The following is a 16,716-nucleotide window of genomic DNA, read 5'->3' on the forward strand; positions in this document are numbered from 1 at the left end:
ACCGGTCGGAATCGGATCCGACCCTGTCGTCCCCGCACGAGCGGGGGTCTTCCCAGCATCAGCTGCTCGAACGGCGCGAACTTCCCATCGTCCCCGCACGCGCGGGGGCCTTCCCCGACCGGGGGCGGCCCATGTCGGACGTGCTGATGTCGTCCCCGCACGCGCGGGGTCTTCCCCGGCACTACCACGCGGCGTCCCGGCGGAGGCAGTCGTCCCCGCACGCGCGGATCTTCCGCCGATCCCGCTGTCGGCTGTGCCTGAAAACTGCCGGGAATCCCACCAGTCAACGCAAAGACCCGACTTGCGGCGGGAGAGGATTTCGTGTGCGCGCCAAGAGCCGCATGAGAGTTCATGCAACCGCCGTGGTCTTCCGCGTGTCGACCGTAGCGCAAGCGCACGTCGGTGGACGGCGGTGAGTGCAGGCATACGGGCCCGTACGGCCGAAAACCGCTTGCTTCGCCCGGTGGGCTCAGAAAACGCGGTATCCATGACGTTCCGACGGGCAGCAAGCCACCCCGCCAGGGTCCCGCTCCGCACCACAGTCCAAGGTCTGCCAGCAAGACCCGTACGCGGTTCCAGCGAGCGGCTGGGCGGGTGTCCATGCCGGGTCTCCAGGCGGCACGATGTGAGGCGTGACCGCGCCAGCCCGCCCGCCGCTTGCCGTGCTGGATGCGGTGCTCGAGCGGTTGACCTACGTCAACGAGGAAACCGGCTACACCGTCGCCCGCGTCGCCACCGACCGCAGCGCCGACCTGTTGACGGTAGTGGGATCCTTGCTGGGCGCGCAGCCGGGCGAGAGCCTGCGCCTGCACGGACGCTGGTCGTCGCACCCCAAGTACGGCCGGCAGTTCGAGGTGGACTCCTACACCACCGTGCTGCCCGCCACGATCCAGGGCATCCAGCGCTACCTCGGCTCCGGTCTGGTCAAGGGCATCGGGCCGGTGTTCGCCGAGCGGATCGTGGCCCACTTCGGCCTCGACACCCTCCGGGTCATCGAAGAAGAGCCCGCCCGCCTGGTCGAGGTGCCCGGGCTGGGACCGAAACGTACGGCGAAGATCAGCGCGGCGTGGGAGGAGCAGAAGGCCATCAAAGAGGTGATGGTCTTCCTCCAAGGCGTCGGGGTGTCCACGTCACTGGCGGTGCGGATCTTCAAGCAGTACGCCGACGCGTCCATAGACGTGGTCACCAAGGAGCCGTACCGGCTGGCCGCGGACGTGTGGGGCATCGGGTTCAAGACCGCCGACACCATCGCCCAAGCCGTCGGCATCCCCCACGACAGCCCCCAACGCGTGATGGCTGGGCTGCAATACACCCTGTCCGAGGCCACCGACAACGGCCACTGCTACCTACCCGCACCCCAGCTGGTCGCCGACGCCACGAAGATCCTCAACGTGCCCGGCGACCTCGTCACCCGCTGCCTCGACGACCTCGCCGCCGACGAAGGCGTCGTCCGCGAAACCCTGCCGGGTGCCCACCGTGAGCCGGTGCAGGCGGTGTACCTGGTGCCGTTCCACCGCGCCGAACAGTCCCTCGCCGGCTCCCTGCTGCGCCTGCTGCACGACCGGGCCGACCGGCTGCCCCACTTCACAGGCGTCGACTGGGGCAAGGCCCTGGCGTGGTTGAAGGCCCGCACCGGCGCCGAGCTGGCCCCCGAGCAGGAACAGGCCGTCCGCCTCGCCCTCACGTCAAAGGTCGCGGTGTTGACCGGCGGGCCGGGCTGCGGCAAGAGCTTCACCGTCCGCTCGATCGTCGAACTCGCCGCCGCGAAGAAGGCCAAGGTCACCCTCGTCGCCCCGACCGGCCGCGCCGCCAAACGCCTGTCCGAGCTGACCGGCCACCCCGCGGCCACGGTGCACCGGCTGCTGCAACTGCGCCCCGGCGGGGACGCCTCCTACGACCGGGACAACCCCCTCGACGTCGATTTGCTCGTGGTCGACGAGGCGTCCATGCTCGACCTGATCCTGGCCAACAAGCTCGTCAAGGCCGTTCCGCCCGGCGCGCACCTGCTCCTGGTCGGCGACGTCGACCAACTCCCGTCGGTCGGTGCCGGCGAAGTCCTGCGGGACCTGCTCGCCGCCCCTGCTGTTCCGCGGGTGCGGCTGACGCAGATCTTCCGCCAAGCCGCCCAGTCCGGCGTCGTCACCAACGCCCACCGCATCAACGCCGGCCGAGCACCCCTCCTCCAAGGCATATCGGACTTCTTCCTGTTCCCATGCGACGACACCGACGCCACCGCCGCCCTCGCCGTCGATGTCGCCTGCACCCGCATACCAGCGAAGTTCGGGCTCGACCCCCGGCGGGACGTGCAGGTCCTCACCCCCATGCACCGCGGCCCCGCCGGTGCCGGCACCCTCAACACCCTGCTCCAGCAGCGCCTCACCCCGCACCGGGAGGGTCAACCGGAACGGCGGATGGGTGGGCGGGTGTTCCGCGTCGGCGACAAGGTCACCCAGATCCGCAACAACTACGACAAGGGCCAAGCCGGCGTCTTCAACGGCACCCTCGGCATCGTCACCGCCCTCTCCACCGAAGAGCAGACCCTCACCGTGCGCACCGACGAGGACGAGAGCATCGACTACGACTTCGACGAACTCGACGAACTCGCCCACGCCTACGCCATGACCATCCACCGCTCCCAAGGCTCCGAATACCCCTCCGTCGTCATCCCCCTCACCACCAGCGCGTGGATGATGCTGCAGCGCAACCTGCTCTACACCGCCGTCACCCGCGCCAAGAAGCTCGTCGTCCTCGTCGGCTCCCGCCGGGCTCTCGCCGCCGCCGTACGCACCATCGGCGCCGGCCGCCGCCACACCGCCCTCGACCACCGCCTCACCCGCCTGTGATACCGGCCGTTGAGATCGGTTCGGGGGCTTGTCGCCCTCCAGAGGCGCCCAGCGAGTCACGATCAGGCAAATCCCTGCTTGTTCGGTTGGCGCCGTCCGGTCACGGTCGGAGGTGCTCAAGGCCCGCAGGCAGGACAGCAACGTCGACCACCCGGCCGCCGTAGTGTCGACGATGTGATCGTCTGCGGTGTCGCCGCCTAGGGGTTGGAGTTGTCTGAGGCCACCAAGTCTCGCTCTGGTCTTGGCGCTGTCTTCGCCGAGCCGGGCTATCGGCGGCTATGGGCGGCGGGAACCACCTCGGCGTGAGGGGATGCGTTCAACACGGTTGCGTTGAGCCTGCTGGTCTTCGACGTCACCGGCTCCGGTCTCGGTGTCACCGGCGGTCGCGGCCGAGATCATGCCGGTGCTGCTGCTGGCCCCGCTCGCCGGCGCGGTCGTCGACCGTATCGGCCCGAGGCGGGTCATGGTTACCGCCGACGTCGCGCGTATGGTGCTCGCCGCGCTGCTGCCCCTGCTCGCCGGTAGCCCCGCGGCGATCTACGCGGTGGCGTTCGGGATGTCGGCTGCGGCAGTGTTCTTCAACCCCGCCGCAGGGGCGGTGCTGCCCGTTCTGGTCGGCGACGATGAACTCGTCTCCGTGAACAGCGGTATCTGGACCGCTGCGGTGCTGTCGCAGATCGTGCTCGCCGCTGGCGTCCTCGTCGCCACCGCCGGCTACACCCCCGCCTTTCTGATCAACGCCGTGAGCTTCGCCGTCTCGGCGTTGTTCCTGCTGGGCCTGCGGATACCTCGTCCGCCCCGCGGCCGGGTGTTCGCTGGCTTCGACCTCACGTGGCAACTCGGTCGCCTGATGTCCCTCGCCCTCGGTGGCATCACCGCCGACCTCCTCGGCCTGCCCGCCGTCTACGCCGGCGGTGCCGTGCTGCTCGCCTTCGCGGTCGTCATCGGCTGGACCGTGGCGGGCATGCCCGACCAAGAGCAAGATGGGCTTGTGAAGGTGCAGCTGTTGGTGGTCGAGGATTGCCCGAACGAAGGTCGGGCCGCCGCCGTGCTGCGCCGCGCGCTCGACGAGGTGGGCCTGCCGGCGGTGCCGGTCACCATTCGAGTGGTGACCAGCCAGGCCGAGGCTGAGCAGCTCGGCTTCCTCGGCTCACCCAGCTTTCTCATCGACGGCTCGGACCCGTTCGCCGCACCCCACCACCGCCCCGCCATGGCCTGCCGCCTCTACCGCGACGGCCCTGGCCTGTCAGGTGTGCCACCGATCGGACGCCTGCGTCAGGCGCTCAAGCAAGCCGCCGACATCACCGCGACGAAGCCGCTGCAGTGACCGTGATTCCCTCCCGCTACCGGCCGCCGGGATTTAACCAGGCAGCCGGGCGGTGCGAGAGCTTTTCACGACGTGAGGGACCTCGCGAGCCGCACCGCTGGCGGTAGCGCTTGCCCATATCAGCTGGAGCACCTGACGAGTCGATGCGGCAGCGCCCAAGATCCGCGTCCACCCAGACGTCGCCGGAACCAACTGACTCGGCCGCGCTTCGGCTAATCAAGCGATGACTGCAACGATCAGGCCAGCGGGAGTCTGCTCAGTCCGTGCCGGCCTGGTGCTTCGAAGACCTGCGCCTCAGGCTCCCGCTGCCGTCTGTATGAACAGCGGGCGGCTAAACCGGGGGCCCTCCGGGTGGTCGTATCGCGCCCATCCTAGCGACGCCCAGAAGTCGTCGGCTTCCTCGCTGAACGCGAGCAGCCGTCGTTCGGGATGCCTTGCCACTAGCGCCTGCATGATCTTGGTTCCGACGCCTCGGCGTCGCTGCGAAGCCGCTACCTCGATGAGTTGGATCTCAAGTGCTGTGTCGCCGAGTTGAGGGGTTCCTACGTAGTGATCGATCGCGACGTCGGAATCAAGCTCGATCCGTGCCACCTCGACCCCATCACTGTGGACCTCCAGCAAGGTGTACGAGCTTTCGCCGTAGAACGACCGGTGGTTCCACCAGCTCGGGTTGAAGTCGTCGTTGTCCGCGAACGGAAACCAGACCAACCGGTCACCCGGTCCGGGCCGCTTCTCGATGAAGTCGAACGTCACTCGACGCATCCTATTTCGATGCGTGGATCGGGCTGGTGCCGGAGGTGGCAGCAGTGCCACCGCCAGTGCGCTCGGCAAACGCGCCCTCACCAACGACAAGATCAGCGTCGCCGGGAACAGCGTCATCGAGGAGATCCTCGGCCGCGATGGCGTCGTCGCTACGTCAGCGGTGTGTTCGTCGCCATCGGCCACGACCCGCGCAGTGAGCTGTTCCGCGGCCAAGTCGACCTCGATGCCGATGGCTACGCGAAGGTCGATTCTCCGAGCACCCGCACCAACCTGGCCGGCGTCTTCGCCGCCGGCGATCTTGTCGACCGCACCTACCGGCAGGCCATCACCGCCGCCGGCACCGGCTGCGCCGCCGCCCTCGACGCCGAGCGGTACCTCGCAACCCTGTCCTGAGTGGCCGCCGTGACCGAGCTGGTCGCTCGCCCGCACGCCGGCCACGTCGACCGGGCCTAGGCAACGACGGCTGCCGCCGCAGGCAACAGATGATGTTTGGCTCGATGCCCTCGGCTCACGGCGGGCCTCCCGCGGTATGCGATGGTCTCTCGCGTCGTGGCAGCGGGGGAGTGTCGGTGGTGCCGGTTAGGCTGGCGGTCAGCAGAAGACCCCGCAGCCACGGGCGCACGGGGGCGACTGGCTACGGGGCCGTTTCTTGATTCGCACCCAGGAACATACCCGGTGAAGGTTGCCGGCGGCAGATGATGGCGCCGCCGGGCGAACTTTCTCACCCGCGCCTCCTTCTTGCTGTGCCTGCGGGGTTCGGCCATGGCCGGCTTCCGGCCGGAGAAGGAGGACCGCGATGTCGCTGGAGGAACAGCTCGAAGAGGGCCGCAAGACCCTTGAGGTGACACTGGAGGAACTGCGTGAGGCTCGCAGGCGCCGAGGGCTGCTTTGCGCGGCATTGCTCGACGCGTTCCCCGGTGCCCGCACGTACATCAACGGATCGGTCGCGCACGGTGACGCGAACACGCCGCTGACCGACGTTGACCTCGGCGTCGTGGTCGACGTGGCCGGGTACGGCCCGAACGGTGCCGGGCCGTTGCCGCTGATGGAGCAGGCCCGCGACGCGATTCGGGAGCACCTCAAGGACGAGTTCGACAACCTGACGGTCACCGTCGAGGGCCAGAAGAGGTCCGTGCTGGTGCGGTTCGGCGCGCCGGTCACCGCGGGCGAGAAGGACTTCACCGCCGACGTGATCGTGGCCCTGGACCACCCGGACGAAGGGTTGTGGATCCCGAACACCACGATCGCCGCCGGGTGGGACCGGGCGCACCCGGAGGAGCACACCGAGCTGGTCTTGCAGGCCAACGAGGACACCGGCAACGTGTTTGCCCGCACGGTGCGGCTGCTCAAGCACTGGCGTGCCCACCACGGCAAGCCGCTGTGTTCCTGGAACATCAAGGCCTTGGCTCTGGGCTGCATCGCGGACGAGAAGCGGCCCCTGCTGCAGGCGCTGCACGACTTCTTCACCCACGCCGCCGACGAGATGGCCGCCGGGCTCACCGACGACCCGGCGGACGTCGTGGGCAAGATCAAGCTGCCGTCCGGGACTACCCGCGAGGGCGCGGCCTGGCGGCTCGGGCTGGCACGGGACAAGGTGGCCGCGGCCATCGAACACGAGCAGGCCGGCCGGCCCGCACTGGCCCAGCACGCCCTGCACAGCGTGCTGCCGCACGTGGTCGCCGACAGCGACCAGGGCGCGCAGATGGCCGAGCAGGCGCTGCTGACCACCGGCGCGTCGGCCGCCAGCCTCATCGTCCCGGCGCCGGACACCCCCGCGCGGGCGTGGTCGCCCCGGTGACCGACTGGTACGGCCGGCGAGCGTCGTGGTGGGTCCCACTGGAAGCCGCCGCCCGGCGGCGGCTGGGACCCGCCCTGTCGCACCAGCACATCCTCGACCCGTCCTGCTACACCGGGCAGTGCGAGATCCTCGTCTACCGCATCGAGGCGCTGGAGGTGGTCGGCGACCCGGAGCCGGTCGACGTGACGATCCGCTTCCACAAACTGCCGCCGTACAACACATACGGGCTGGCCCCGGAGGACTACCCCCGGGTCTTCGCCAAGCCGGGGGGCATCTCCAAGCACCGGATGCCGACGACGGCGCGTTGTGCATGTGGATGCCGCTGGACCCGCCGCAGCGCCGGTGGACCGACGACAAGGGGCTGCTCGAACTCGTCGAGCTGACCCGCCAGCACCTGTTCCTCGAGAACTACTGGCGCCAGAACGACGGGGTGTGGCTGCTTGAGGACGCACCGCACGGACTTCCTCGAACCCAGGGAGGTGACAGCACATGGTCTACGCCCAAGCCGCGCAATCCGGCTGGACGGCCGCGCAGACGGCGGTCGTCATCGTCGCCGTGATCGCGATCCTCGGCGGTGTCATCTCCGCATCGGTCACCTACACGCTCAACCAGCGCGCAACCCGCAGGGAACGGCAGGCCAAGGCGTTCGCCGAGGCACTCAACGCCGTCGAGGACTACGCCGAGATGCCCTACCGGATCCGCCGCCGCCGCGACACCCCCGAGGCTCGCTATGACCTCACCGACGAGGTCAGCAAGATCCAGTCTCGGCTGGCGTACCACCAGGCCCTCCTGCAGATCGAGGCACCCGAGGTCGCCGCCAGCTACGTCGCGCTTGTCCGTGCCACCAAGACTCAAGCCGGCGGGCAGATGCGGCAAGCGTGGCAGCAGCCGGTGCTCACCACCGACGCCGACATGAACCTGCCGGTCCGCTACCCGCGAGACAAGATCGATGTCGCTCGAGGCACCTGCATCTCAACCATGCGAGCCGTCCTCCGACGACGCCGGACACGCCACGCGCCCACCCTTCCCACCGCCAATAGCGACCAGCCCCAGATCGCTCCTCCGACCGATGGAGACGATCAGCATTAGCGTGGCCGGGACGCGCCCGGCGATCCCTGGCTGCTCGGTGGCTGCTCGGACGTCGGGAAACTGGCACCGACGGACAGGGACGCAGCCGGACTGAAGGACCAGCGCGGAACCCTATAATCAATCGACGACCGGGAGTGTCACCTGCGCGTAGCGCCTGGACCTGCGGAGACGTAGCCGGACGTCAGCGGACTGAAACGGTTGTGGGCGGACTCGTGTGTGCGCCAGGATCTGACTACGGATCTGTGAGAAGGTTAGGGGTTCGAGTCCCTTCGGGCGCACAAGATCATAAGAGCCTGACCCGCGGAAACGCGGGTCAGACCTTTCATTTGTCCGTCCCTTATGGACGTGTGGCTGCTCGGTGGCTGCTCGTCCGACGAGGGTCCCCTCCGTCCCGGCTTGTCCGGTGGATTTCGAGCTGGTCCATGTGGGGCTTGGCGATGGGGTCCCGGGTTCGCATGGCCGCGAGGCATACTCCATCGACCCAGGGTTATGTCCGGGTGGGTTCCCTCGAGCCGATGGCTCGGCTGGGGCCGGTGGTTGGCCTTGCCGAGCCGGTGGCCGCTGCCGATGCGGTGAACCATCCGGAAGCGGTCGTGCGGATAGAGGCCAGTTTGGAAGGCCGGGAATCGGCGTCGCTTGTCGTCGATGGTGAGGCGAGCGCGGCTGAAGTCTTCACGCTTCGTCAGGACTGGCGTGTTGCCGCCTCGGCAGACCCGAACGTGCCCGTTGCTGTGCTGTCGTGGGGGCGGGCTGCCCCGAAGTGGGGAAGCACCCTGGTGGGGCCGCCTGCTCCAACGCCGGTGACAGACCCGGTCTGCGTTGGATCCGGCGGGTCATATCCGGGATGGTCACTCGTCCGGGTGAACGCCTTCCGGCCACCGCCCGCTTCATCCCTGGGCGAACGCGGCTCTGGCGGAGTGACCGGCGACCCCGGGGGGCGCTTGGTAGCCGGGCGCTGGCCGCATTGTCCGGCCCGACCGGTGTCAGCGCGGCCTGCCCCGCCGGCGGCGTATCAGCCACAGCACCAGTAGCACGACCACGGCGATAACCACCAGGCAGCAGAGCAGGCCTGCGCCACCGCGCGGCCTGCGCGCGGCGGCCTCCATCACCCGCTCGCCGGTCCCCGATGCCCAGGCCGTGACGGGTACGAACACCGAGAGCACGACCGCACCAAGGACCGCGGCGAGACGGCCCCACCATTTGTTCCATGCAGACATGCCCTCATCTTCGCCGAGAAGGACAACCGCGGCATGCCAGATGAATGAGACGAGAAGCCACAAATACGGCGAACGGCCGGATGTGCCTCCGGGTCCTCGCGACGAGTAGCGACGACAGGACCGAACCTTGCGACCTCTGGGCTACCTGCGACCTCTGGGTGATGAGCCCAGCAAGCAGTCGCCGGCGTCCGCCGGATCCACCTTTCTACGTCGTGTAAGGCCTGATCATGGTGCTGGTGCCGCTGTCCATGGGTCCACCGGTGTACAAGAGTCTGCTGCGCTACCTGCTCGCCGCTTTGCCGGTGGCGCTCGTGCTGGCCCGCAGGGCACACCACCCCAAGGTCGACGGGTGGCTGGCCGCCGGCTTGGCCCTCCTTCAGGGCGTGCTTCCTTTCGTGATCTGGCTTGCGTCACACGGCCGGGTGACCAGGGCCCAACGGCCTGCCCGCGCACGGCACCGGTCGGTACTGTCACGGGCGTTGGAGCGGCGGGCGCGGAAGTGGTGCCGGGCCCGCCGCTCCCACCATGTCGCCCGAAGGGGTTCCCGCGTCGGCAGGTCTAGCGTCCTTGCCGCCCCGCCCTTCGGCGTGTGGTGACGGGGCGACGGACCATCAGGGGGCCGCCGCCGACAGCAGCGGATGTCCGTCGCCCCGTCGCCCAGCAGTCATCCAGCCGCGCCCGCTCGTCGCGGACTCCGAGCGAGGGTTATCCCCTGTAGAGGTGTGCGAGGGTCGCGCGGATGGCCGGGACCGTCGGGTGTTGATGCGTCTGAACGGGTCTGGATCGCGCCGTTGGTACCTTGGTCCCCTGTGTTCGCTAATGTCATTACGTTGCGGCAGGCGAACGGGTGGCGGGCCGGGCTGTCCGTGCGGCGCGTGGATGGTGGATCGTGCTGGGCGCCGCGCGCGACGGCCAGACGAGTCGGCCAGCGGGAATGGCGAGCTACTTACCTTGGCCGGCGGAAGCGCCGTCGGGAAGCGCCGAGATGAGGTTTCCGGCGAGGGGCATGCCCGCAGCCGAACTGCGGGCACACCCTCGCATGCCCCTCCTCACGGGTTTGGCCGGCGAAACTGCTGGGTCTCGTCGCTCACGTTGCCGGACTGGTACTGCCGCAATGCCCCGCCTCGGGTGCCGGACATCGACGACTCCGGCATCACCTGGGTGGGCTGTGCGCCCCGGTCGGCCATCTGCCGCTCGTAGTCGGCGCGGCCGGCGCCTTGCGCCTGCCGCTGCTCGCGGATGGCCCGGGACTCCTCCGCCATGCGGTCGAGCCACCGATCCCAGCGGGTCTGCATCGGCTTCACCAGGCCACCGCCGACACCGATGATCAGGATGCCGGCCACCGTGGCGAGGAACGCGATCAGCACCGGCATGGTGACCGTGGTGGCGATGCCCACCTGGTTCAGCGCCGCGATCACGCCGAGCGCCAGAATGAAGACCGCCGCCAGATTGGCCAGCACCCGGCCGTACGAGAGCCCGCCGAGCGCACTGGTGATCAGGTCCCGGACCGCGTTGGCGATGGCGGCGGCGGCGATCACGATGACGATCGCCACGAAGGCCCGCGGCAGCCACGAGATGACGCCGCGGATCAGGTCACTGATCGGGTTTGGTCCCCAGACCCCGAAGGCGAACTGCAGGGTGAACAGCAGGACCGCGTAGTACGCCAGTCGGGCCAGGATGTCGCTGGCGTCGTACTTGCTGCGTTCGAGTGCGCGTTTCACGCCGCCGCGTTCGACTGCGCGGTCGAAGCCCACCCGTTCCAGTACCTTGTCCACGATCTTCAGGACGGCTCGGGCGACGAGCCAACCGATCACGAGGATCACGATGAACGCGACCGCCTTCGGAACGAAGAGCAGCACGGACCGCCACAGATCGACCAGGGCGCTGCTGATGTTGACCTGGTCGACCGCGAGGGTTTTCTGCATGATGTCCCTCCTGTCGCACGAAACTGCGAACGCCCGCATACCCGGACGGTCCGCCGGCACGCCGCGCCGACTCGCGGATTCCCGACAGGCCCTGGCGAAGAGGTAGTCGTTGCAGGGCTTCCGGCGTCTCAGTTCGGGTGGTTCGGGAGGCCTCCACCTGGAAGCGGCTCGTCAGGATTGGCAGGATCCGGCGCAGCGGGTCGGCGTTCCCTGCCGGTCATCGGGCAGTAGCACACCCTAGCCGGGCTGCCACGCCCGTTGAGGACGGCCACGATGATCCGGTCGGCTCCTGTCGCCTTCCAGCCCGACGGGTGCACCGTCCAACGCAGCGAGATCATCTCGAGATGCTTCGCTACTGCTACCACTGAGCGCGTCCAAGCGCCGCCGGGCTGTCGGTAGTAGGCGATGGGGGCGCCGGATACGCCTGGATTATTGCCTCGCTGGGTGCATAGCAGGTCGGCGCATTCGATCCCGGCGCCTGGTCGTTAGCCGGCCCGGCCCCGGTCCCGAGATGTGACACAACGAGGTATGGGCCGGCCAGCACGGGGACGAGGTACTGGGCCAGGCGTTGCCGGAGCTGCCAGGTTGCGATCTCTGTTGGTGGTTGGGGTGATCGGATGGTGGGCATACCTCGATCTGGTCGCCTCGTTGGTGTGCCTCTGCGGCGATCTGACCGATCCGCTTCCCGCGTATGCGGCGGTGGTGGCGGCGCCGGCGACGGCGATGCCGGCCTTGAGGGTACCCATCGTGCCGAAGCCGCAAGGTGAGCCGCCTGCCACCGGCCCTGGTCATTTTCGGAATCAGTAGGGGCGTTCGGCTGACCGGCTGGTCCCGGTCAAGGCGCAGGCGAATGCGGTGGTTTAGTGGCGCAGTTTGTCGCGGAGGTCCTGGACCTGGTGTTCGAGTCGGTCCACCGCCTTTTCGTTATTGAGGAAGGTGGTGACACCGGCGGCGAAGGCGATGGCTACCAGGACCGCGAGCAGGCTGAGGACCAGGCCGCCGATGGCGACGCCACGACCGGTCACCCCCGGGCGTCGGGTCATCCGCAGTGCCACGAGACCGAGGATGAGCCCGATGATCCCTAGCACCAGTCCCACGGGCGCGAAGACGGCGGTCAGCACGCAGACCAGGGCGGCGACCCTGAACACCAGGGCGAAGGCGGCGGCCGGGCTTGTCTTCGCCGCTGTGGCGGGGCCGGCTGTCGCCGGTTGGATGGGATAAGGCGTTGGTCATGTCAGCTCCTTCCCTCGCAATTGCAAGGTTGGCCGCGATTGACCACATCTGGGGGCGTTATGCCTGGCCGCCGATGGCCCGTGCCTCACTTCGATAGACGCCAGGGGCACAGAATGGCCAGGGGGTGGCCGGGTACGCGGGTGGTGCGCGAGAGGAGGACGACCGGTGCAACTCACTGAACAGCAGGTGCGTTCGCTGTACGGCCAGGACGTCCAGGACCAGTCGGGTGCCAAGATCGGCAGTGTCGGCCAGGTGTGGGCCACTGCGGGCTACCCGGCCTGGGTCAGCGTGCAAACCGGTGGTCGCCAGGAGCCGATGGCCCCGCTGGGCAACGCGCAGATGCAGGACGGGCGGCTGAAGGTCGCCTACGACAAGGCAACCGTCCAGAGCGCCCCGAGCGTGCCGCCTGGCGCCAATACTCCGCTGAACGCCGAGCAGACCGCGCAGCTGTACGCGCACTACCGGATGCAGCCGCAGCAGGCCCCGCAGGGCCGCGAGGAACTGATCCGCTCCGAGGAGCGGCTGCGCGTGGGCACCGAAAGCCAGCCCGCCGGCAAGGTGGTACTGCGCAAGAACGTGGTCACCGAGAACGTGCACACCACCGTGCCGGTCGAGCACGACGAGGTGTACGTCGAGCGCGAGCCGATCACCGCCGAGAACGCGGGCAGGGTTCGCGCCGACATGGGCGAGGCGCAGCAGGAGATGCAGCTGCGCGCCGAACGTCCCGTGGTGGCCAAGGACCGGGTGCCGGTCGAGCGGGTCCGCCTGGCCAAGAACGAGGTGGTCGAGGACCAGCCGATCGACGAGCAGGTCCGCCACGAGGAGGTCGAGGCGAACATCCCGGAGCCCAGCCGCCGCCGGCGGTGAGGCGGGTATCGCCCCGGCGAGGTCGGACGGGCGGGCGGGCGGGTCACACGATCCGCCCGCCTCGGTGGCTGCCAGCCGGTTTCTGACAACACACCCCGAAGGCAGGACGACCGTTTCCAGTAGTGGCAATGTCCAGGACGGTCCATCTCGTGAAGAAAGCCCGTTCCTTGCCGGTATGGAGTGCGATGCACGAACGGGTTACAAGCATCCGCAATGCCGCTCTTTGTCTTTTTCTCGGTTGCACGATGGGTGGAGCCAGGCTGAGACGCAAGGAGAGGGCGTGCGACGTGAGACGTAGGGGAAGCAGGAAATGGCCGCTGCTGCAGGCAGCGGCGATGGTCCTGACAGCGGCGGCGGCTACGGTGGCCGTTGTGCGTGCGAGCCGGCGCGCCCGAGGTGACGCAGCGGTGGGCGATCTTCCCGCTCCGGGCAGCGGGTCTTCCGTCGCTGAAAGCGTCGAAGCGCCGTCGTTGAGCACCGTCGCGACCGGCGCGAGCGGTCACGCCGTCTCTTCGGCAGCAGCCATTCGCTGACGCGGGCTGCCCCAAGCAGATTGCACCGCGGCCGGACATGGCGCGGAAGGTGGCACAGCGCCTGATCGCCGCATCCCGCTCGGCTCGCAAACCCCCTGTTAGGAGGTGACGCATGAATGGCGTGCCCGATGGCGACCGGAAGGCACAGGAGCCGGCGGCAGAGGCTACGGTGGCGCAACTCATCGAGCGTGCCGCCGACCAGATCAGCCGGCTGGTGCGCGACGAGCTGGCCTCGGCCCGCGCGGAGTTGACCGGCAAAGGCAAACGCGCCGGCTTCGCTGCGGCGATGTTCGGCGGCGCGGGCGGGGTGGCGCTGTACGGCGGGGGCGCCCTCGTCGCCGCGTTCATTCTGCTGTTGGCAACGGTCATGTGGGCGTGGCTGGCGGCCCTGGTCGTGGCGTTGGTCCTGTTCGCGGTGGCTGGTCTGCTCGCGCTGTCCGGGAAGAAGCAGACCAGCCGGGTGAGGCCCCTTGCGCCGCAGCCGACGTTGGACAGCGTGCGCAAGGACGTCGAGTCGGTGCAGCAGGCCGCCAAGGAGGGGAGACGGCGATGACGGCGAGCGAGAGCAGCGACCCGGACCGCACCCGCGCGGACATCGAGAGAACCCGCGCTGATTTGGCCGACACGGTACAGGCGCTGGCAGCCAAGACGGACGTGAAGGCGCGGGGCCGAGACAGCGCCCGCCAGATCAAGGGTCGCGTCCGGCACCAGCTGACAGATGCGGCCCAGGCGATGCGCGGTACTAGCGCGACAGTGCTGCGGACGGCACGGCAACGAGCGGACAGCACAGGCCTCACTCGCGCCGCGCGCGGCTTGCAGCAACGCGGCAATGCACTGGGCCAACGCGCGATGCGGAACACGGGGAAGTTCCGTAGCAGCGGCGAAGCTGCCGCAACGCAGGCAGGCCCAGCCGCCGTCCGTTCGATCCGGCACGTGACCGCGAGAGTTCGCTCCGCAGCTCGCCGCCGCCCGGCTGCCCTCGTCATCGCCGCCATGACCGGCATCGGCGTCGCCCTGGCGGCGCGACAGCTCCAACCAGGCAGACGCGCGCGTCGCCGACCTTGACAGGTCGTGTCGCCTACAGCCGGATGCCGAGGGGTGCTCGGGCGCAGGAGCAGCTCAAACCAAAGGCTCGCAAGGCGAGGGGACCGAATCAGTCGGTCGGCCTGCTGACCATTCGGTCAGGCCACTGACCCCGGCGCTCGCACGGTCGTCACCTACTGACCGGCGAACGGCGGTACCAGCCGACGACCGAAGTTGCGCCACGGGTGCACGGAAGTCCTCCGGTAGGTGGTCCACCCCTGGGAAGTACTCCGGTTGATCTCGTAACAGCCGAAAGGCCAACACGAATTTTCGGCTCAGGGTCGCGTTGATCGGCGGGTGGCGGCTTAACGCCCTTGGTGTGGGGTAACCGCCGGACATGCGGGCCAGGGATCTGGTTGTTGTGATCACCGGGGCGTCCAGTGGCATCGGGCGGGCGACCGCTCGGGCGTTTGCCGGTCGGGGCTGCGCTCTGGCGTTGGCCGCTCGCCGGGGTGACGCGCTGGAGCAGGTGGTACAGGAGTGTGTGGCCGGTGGTGGGCAGGCGATGGCGGTGCCGACAGATGTCAGCGACGCCGCCGCGGTCGATGAACTCGCGCGGCGGACGCTGGAGCGGTACGGGCGTATCGATGTGTGGGTCAACGACGCCGCGGTGAGCGTGTTCGGCCCGTTTCAGGACGTACCGTTGGAGGACTTCCGGCGGGTTCTTGACGTCAATGTGATGGGCTACGTGCATGGGGCGCGGGCCGCGCTGCCGGTGATGCGGGAGCAGGGCAGCGGCGTGTTGGTCAACGTGTCGTCGATTGTCGGCGTGGTGTCCCAGCCGTACACGCACGCCTACACCATGGCGAAGTTCGCGATCCGGGCGCTGAGCGCCAGCCTTCGGCAGGAGTTGCAGGTGGAAGGCGTACGCGGGGTCGAGGTGTGTACCGTGCTGCCGGCGACGATCGACACTCCGCTGTTCCAGCAGGCGGCGAACTACACAGGTCGGGCTGTGCGGGCGATGCCGCCGGTCTACCCGCCGGAGCGGGTCGCGCGGGCGATCGTGAACCTGGTGCGGCTGCCCCGGCGGGAGGTGGTCGTTGGCTCGGCCGGTCGCGCACTGGTGATGCAGTCCCGGCTGACGCCCGGGCTGGTCGAGAAGCTCATGGCCGTCCAGGTCGACCGGACGCACCTGTCGCGGGAGCGGCCCGCACCCGCCAGCGTCGGGAATCTGTATCAGCCGGCCGGGGGGTCGGGGTCGGCGCATGGGGGCTGGGATCGCAGCCCGCGGGCAGCGCTGCGCCTGGCCGGGACCGCAGCGGCAGTACTACTGGCCGTGACCACGGCCGCGGGTCGCCGGCTACTGAGATGAGCGGCTGGGGGCGGTCCCAGTTCACTGCGGCGGCGGGTACGCGGATGCATGCCGCCGTCCTCGGCCCGCCGGGCGCACCCGACGTGGTGTGCGTGCACGGCCTCGGGTGCTCCCACCGCTACTTCCTGCCCTTCGCGCGGCGCCTGGCGCCCGCGGCGCGGGTGGCTGCCCCCGACCTGCCCGGCTTCGGCCGCACGCCCGGCCCACGCGAGGCGCTGGACGTCCGGGGGCTGTCCCTGGCACTGGCCGACTGGTTACGGGCGACGGGACGCGGCGGCGCACTGCTGGTGGGCAACTCCAGCGGATGTCAGGTCATCGTTGACCTCGCCGTGCACGCCCCGCAGTTGCTCGGTCCGGTCGTGCTCAACGGGCCGACGGTGGACCGGCACACTCGCTCACCGCTACGCCAGCTCCTGCGAACATTTGCCAACAGCCGGCTGGAACGCCCGACTCTGAGCCTCGTCATCGCCCGCGACTACCTGGACTGCGGGCCGCGTCGGTTGCGGGCGACCTTCAACTACCTGCTCGGTGACCGTATCGAACGCAAGCTGCGCCACGTGCGTACGCCGGCCGTGGTCGTGCGGGGCTCCCGCGACCCGATCGTGTCGAGGCCGTGGGCCGAGGAGGTCGTCGCCGCACTGCCCGACGCCGTCTCGCCGAAGTACCCGGCGCCGGCCACACTCTCAACTACTCGGCCCCCGACGAGCTGGCACGGATCACCCGGTTG

The 16,716-nt window shown here is 69.1% G+C and carries 13 protein-coding genes and 2 pseudogenes; 11 read left to right on the forward strand and 4 right to left on the reverse strand.

What is annotated here, in order from left to right:
- Positions 1-632: 632 nt before the first annotated feature.
- Entirely contained in the window at positions 633-2,843 is a 2,211-nt protein-coding gene (locus JNW89_RS01005; protein ID WP_238447236.1) for an ATP-dependent RecD-like DNA helicase, read from the forward strand.
- A 403-nt stretch (positions 2,844-3,246) separates the two neighbouring features.
- Positions 3,247-4,170 carry an MFS transporter gene (locus JNW89_RS01010; RefSeq protein ID WP_238447237.1) on the forward strand — a complete coding sequence of 308 codons (924 nt, stop codon included), beginning with the start codon at positions 3,247-3,249 and terminating at the stop codon, positions 4,168-4,170.
- A gap of 294 nt (positions 4,171-4,464) precedes the next feature.
- On the opposite strand, the gene JNW89_RS01015 is transcribed toward JNW89_RS01010, so the two are convergent.
- Positions 4,465-4,923: a GNAT family N-acetyltransferase gene (locus JNW89_RS01015; protein WP_238447238.1), complete on the reverse strand. Its 459-nt coding sequence runs from the start codon at positions 4,921-4,923 to the stop codon at positions 4,465-4,467.
- Between the two features lie 70 nt (positions 4,924-4,993).
- On the opposite strand from JNW89_RS01015, the pseudogene JNW89_RS01020 reads away from it, so the two are divergent.
- From JNW89_RS01020 to JNW89_RS01035, 4 genes and pseudogenes are all read left to right on the forward strand, one after another.
- Positions 4,994-5,325 (forward strand): annotated as a pseudogene (locus JNW89_RS01020) (FAD-dependent oxidoreductase); the annotation flags it as partial.
- Positions 5,326-5,728: 403 nt separating this feature from the next.
- The gene (locus JNW89_RS01025) at positions 5,729-6,730 is read left to right on the forward strand and encodes a hypothetical protein (protein WP_238447239.1); all 1,002 of its coding nucleotides are present in this window, start codon (positions 5,729-5,731) and stop codon (positions 6,728-6,730) included.
- Complete coding sequence (locus JNW89_RS01030) at positions 6,727-7,113, forward strand: hypothetical protein (protein WP_238447240.1); 387 nt, start codon at positions 6,727-6,729, stop codon at positions 7,111-7,113. The genes JNW89_RS01025 and JNW89_RS01030 overlap by 4 nt, the downstream gene beginning before the upstream one ends.
- 106 nt (positions 7,114-7,219) lie before the next feature.
- On the forward strand, positions 7,220-7,819 hold the full coding sequence (locus JNW89_RS01035; RefSeq protein ID WP_238447241.1) for a hypothetical protein: 600 nt from the start codon (positions 7,220-7,222) through the stop codon (positions 7,817-7,819).
- A gap of 983 nt (positions 7,820-8,802) precedes the next feature.
- Here the strand turns inward: JNW89_RS01035 and JNW89_RS01040 are convergent.
- The 3 genes from JNW89_RS01040 to JNW89_RS01050 all read right to left on the reverse strand — a co-directional run bounded on the left by JNW89_RS01040 (position 8,803) and on the right by JNW89_RS01050 (position 12,109).
- Positions 8,803-9,036, reverse strand: coding sequence for a hypothetical protein (locus tag JNW89_RS01040; protein ID WP_238447242.1), 234 nt, complete (start codon positions 9,034-9,036; stop codon positions 8,803-8,805).
- Between the two features lie 1,049 nt (positions 9,037-10,085).
- Positions 10,086-10,961, reverse strand: coding sequence for a hypothetical protein (locus JNW89_RS01045; protein ID WP_238447243.1), 876 nt, complete (start codon positions 10,959-10,961; stop codon positions 10,086-10,088).
- Positions 10,962-11,821: 860 nt separating this feature from the next.
- A complete protein-coding gene (locus tag JNW89_RS01050) occupies positions 11,822-12,109 on the reverse strand; it encodes a DUF4190 domain-containing protein (RefSeq protein WP_309139937.1) in 288 nt (95 codons plus the stop codon).
- Positions 12,110-12,359: 250 nt separating this feature from the next.
- On the opposite strand from JNW89_RS01050, the gene JNW89_RS37940 reads away from it, so the two are divergent.
- The 5 genes and pseudogenes from JNW89_RS37940 to JNW89_RS38445 all read left to right on the forward strand — a co-directional run.
- The gene (locus JNW89_RS37940; RefSeq protein ID WP_238447245.1) at positions 12,360-13,061 is read left to right on the forward strand and encodes a YsnF/AvaK domain-containing protein; all 702 of its coding nucleotides are present in this window, start codon (positions 12,360-12,362) and stop codon (positions 13,059-13,061) included.
- 645 nt (positions 13,062-13,706) lie between these two features.
- The gene (locus JNW89_RS01060; protein ID WP_238447246.1) at positions 13,707-14,147 is read left to right on the forward strand and encodes a phage holin family protein; all 441 of its coding nucleotides are present in this window, start codon (positions 13,707-13,709) and stop codon (positions 14,145-14,147) included.
- On the forward strand, positions 14,144-14,659 hold the full coding sequence (locus JNW89_RS01065; protein WP_238447247.1) for a DUF3618 domain-containing protein: 516 nt from the start codon (positions 14,144-14,146) through the stop codon (positions 14,657-14,659). Before JNW89_RS01060 ends, JNW89_RS01065 begins: the two co-directional genes overlap by 4 nt.
- Before the next feature lie 355 nt (positions 14,660-15,014).
- Complete coding sequence (locus JNW89_RS01070; protein WP_238447248.1) at positions 15,015-15,989, forward strand: SDR family oxidoreductase; 975 nt, start codon at positions 15,015-15,017, stop codon at positions 15,987-15,989.
- 44 nt (positions 15,990-16,033) lie between these two features.
- Positions 16,034-16,636, forward strand: a pseudogene (locus tag JNW89_RS38445) (alpha/beta fold hydrolase); the annotation flags it as partial.
- Between the last annotated feature and the right edge of the window lie 80 nt (positions 16,637-16,716).

This window comes from Micromonospora sp. 4G55, from assembly GCF_016803375.1.

Coding starts and splice junctions, on each gene's coding strand:
- JNW89_RS01025 (WP_238447239.1), top strand. CDS start 5,729: ATGTCGCTGGAGGAACAGCTCGAAGAGGGCCGCAAGACCCTTGAGGTG.
- JNW89_RS01035 (WP_238447241.1), top strand. CDS start 7,220: ATGGTCTACGCCCAAGCCGCGCAATCCGGCTGGACGGCCGCGCAGACG.
- JNW89_RS01040 (WP_238447242.1), bottom strand. CDS start 9,036: ATGTCTGCATGGAACAAATGGTGGGGCCGTCTCGCCGCGGTCCTTGGT.
- JNW89_RS01045 (WP_238447243.1), bottom strand. CDS start 10,961: ATGCAGAAAACCCTCGCGGTCGACCAGGTCAACATCAGCAGCGCCCTG.
- JNW89_RS01060 (WP_238447246.1), top strand. CDS start 13,707: ATGAATGGCGTGCCCGATGGCGACCGGAAGGCACAGGAGCCGGCGGCA.
- JNW89_RS01065 (WP_238447247.1), top strand. CDS start 14,144: ATGACGGCGAGCGAGAGCAGCGACCCGGACCGCACCCGCGCGGACATC.
- JNW89_RS01070 (WP_238447248.1), top strand. CDS start 15,015: ATGCGGGCCAGGGATCTGGTTGTTGTGATCACCGGGGCGTCCAGTGGC.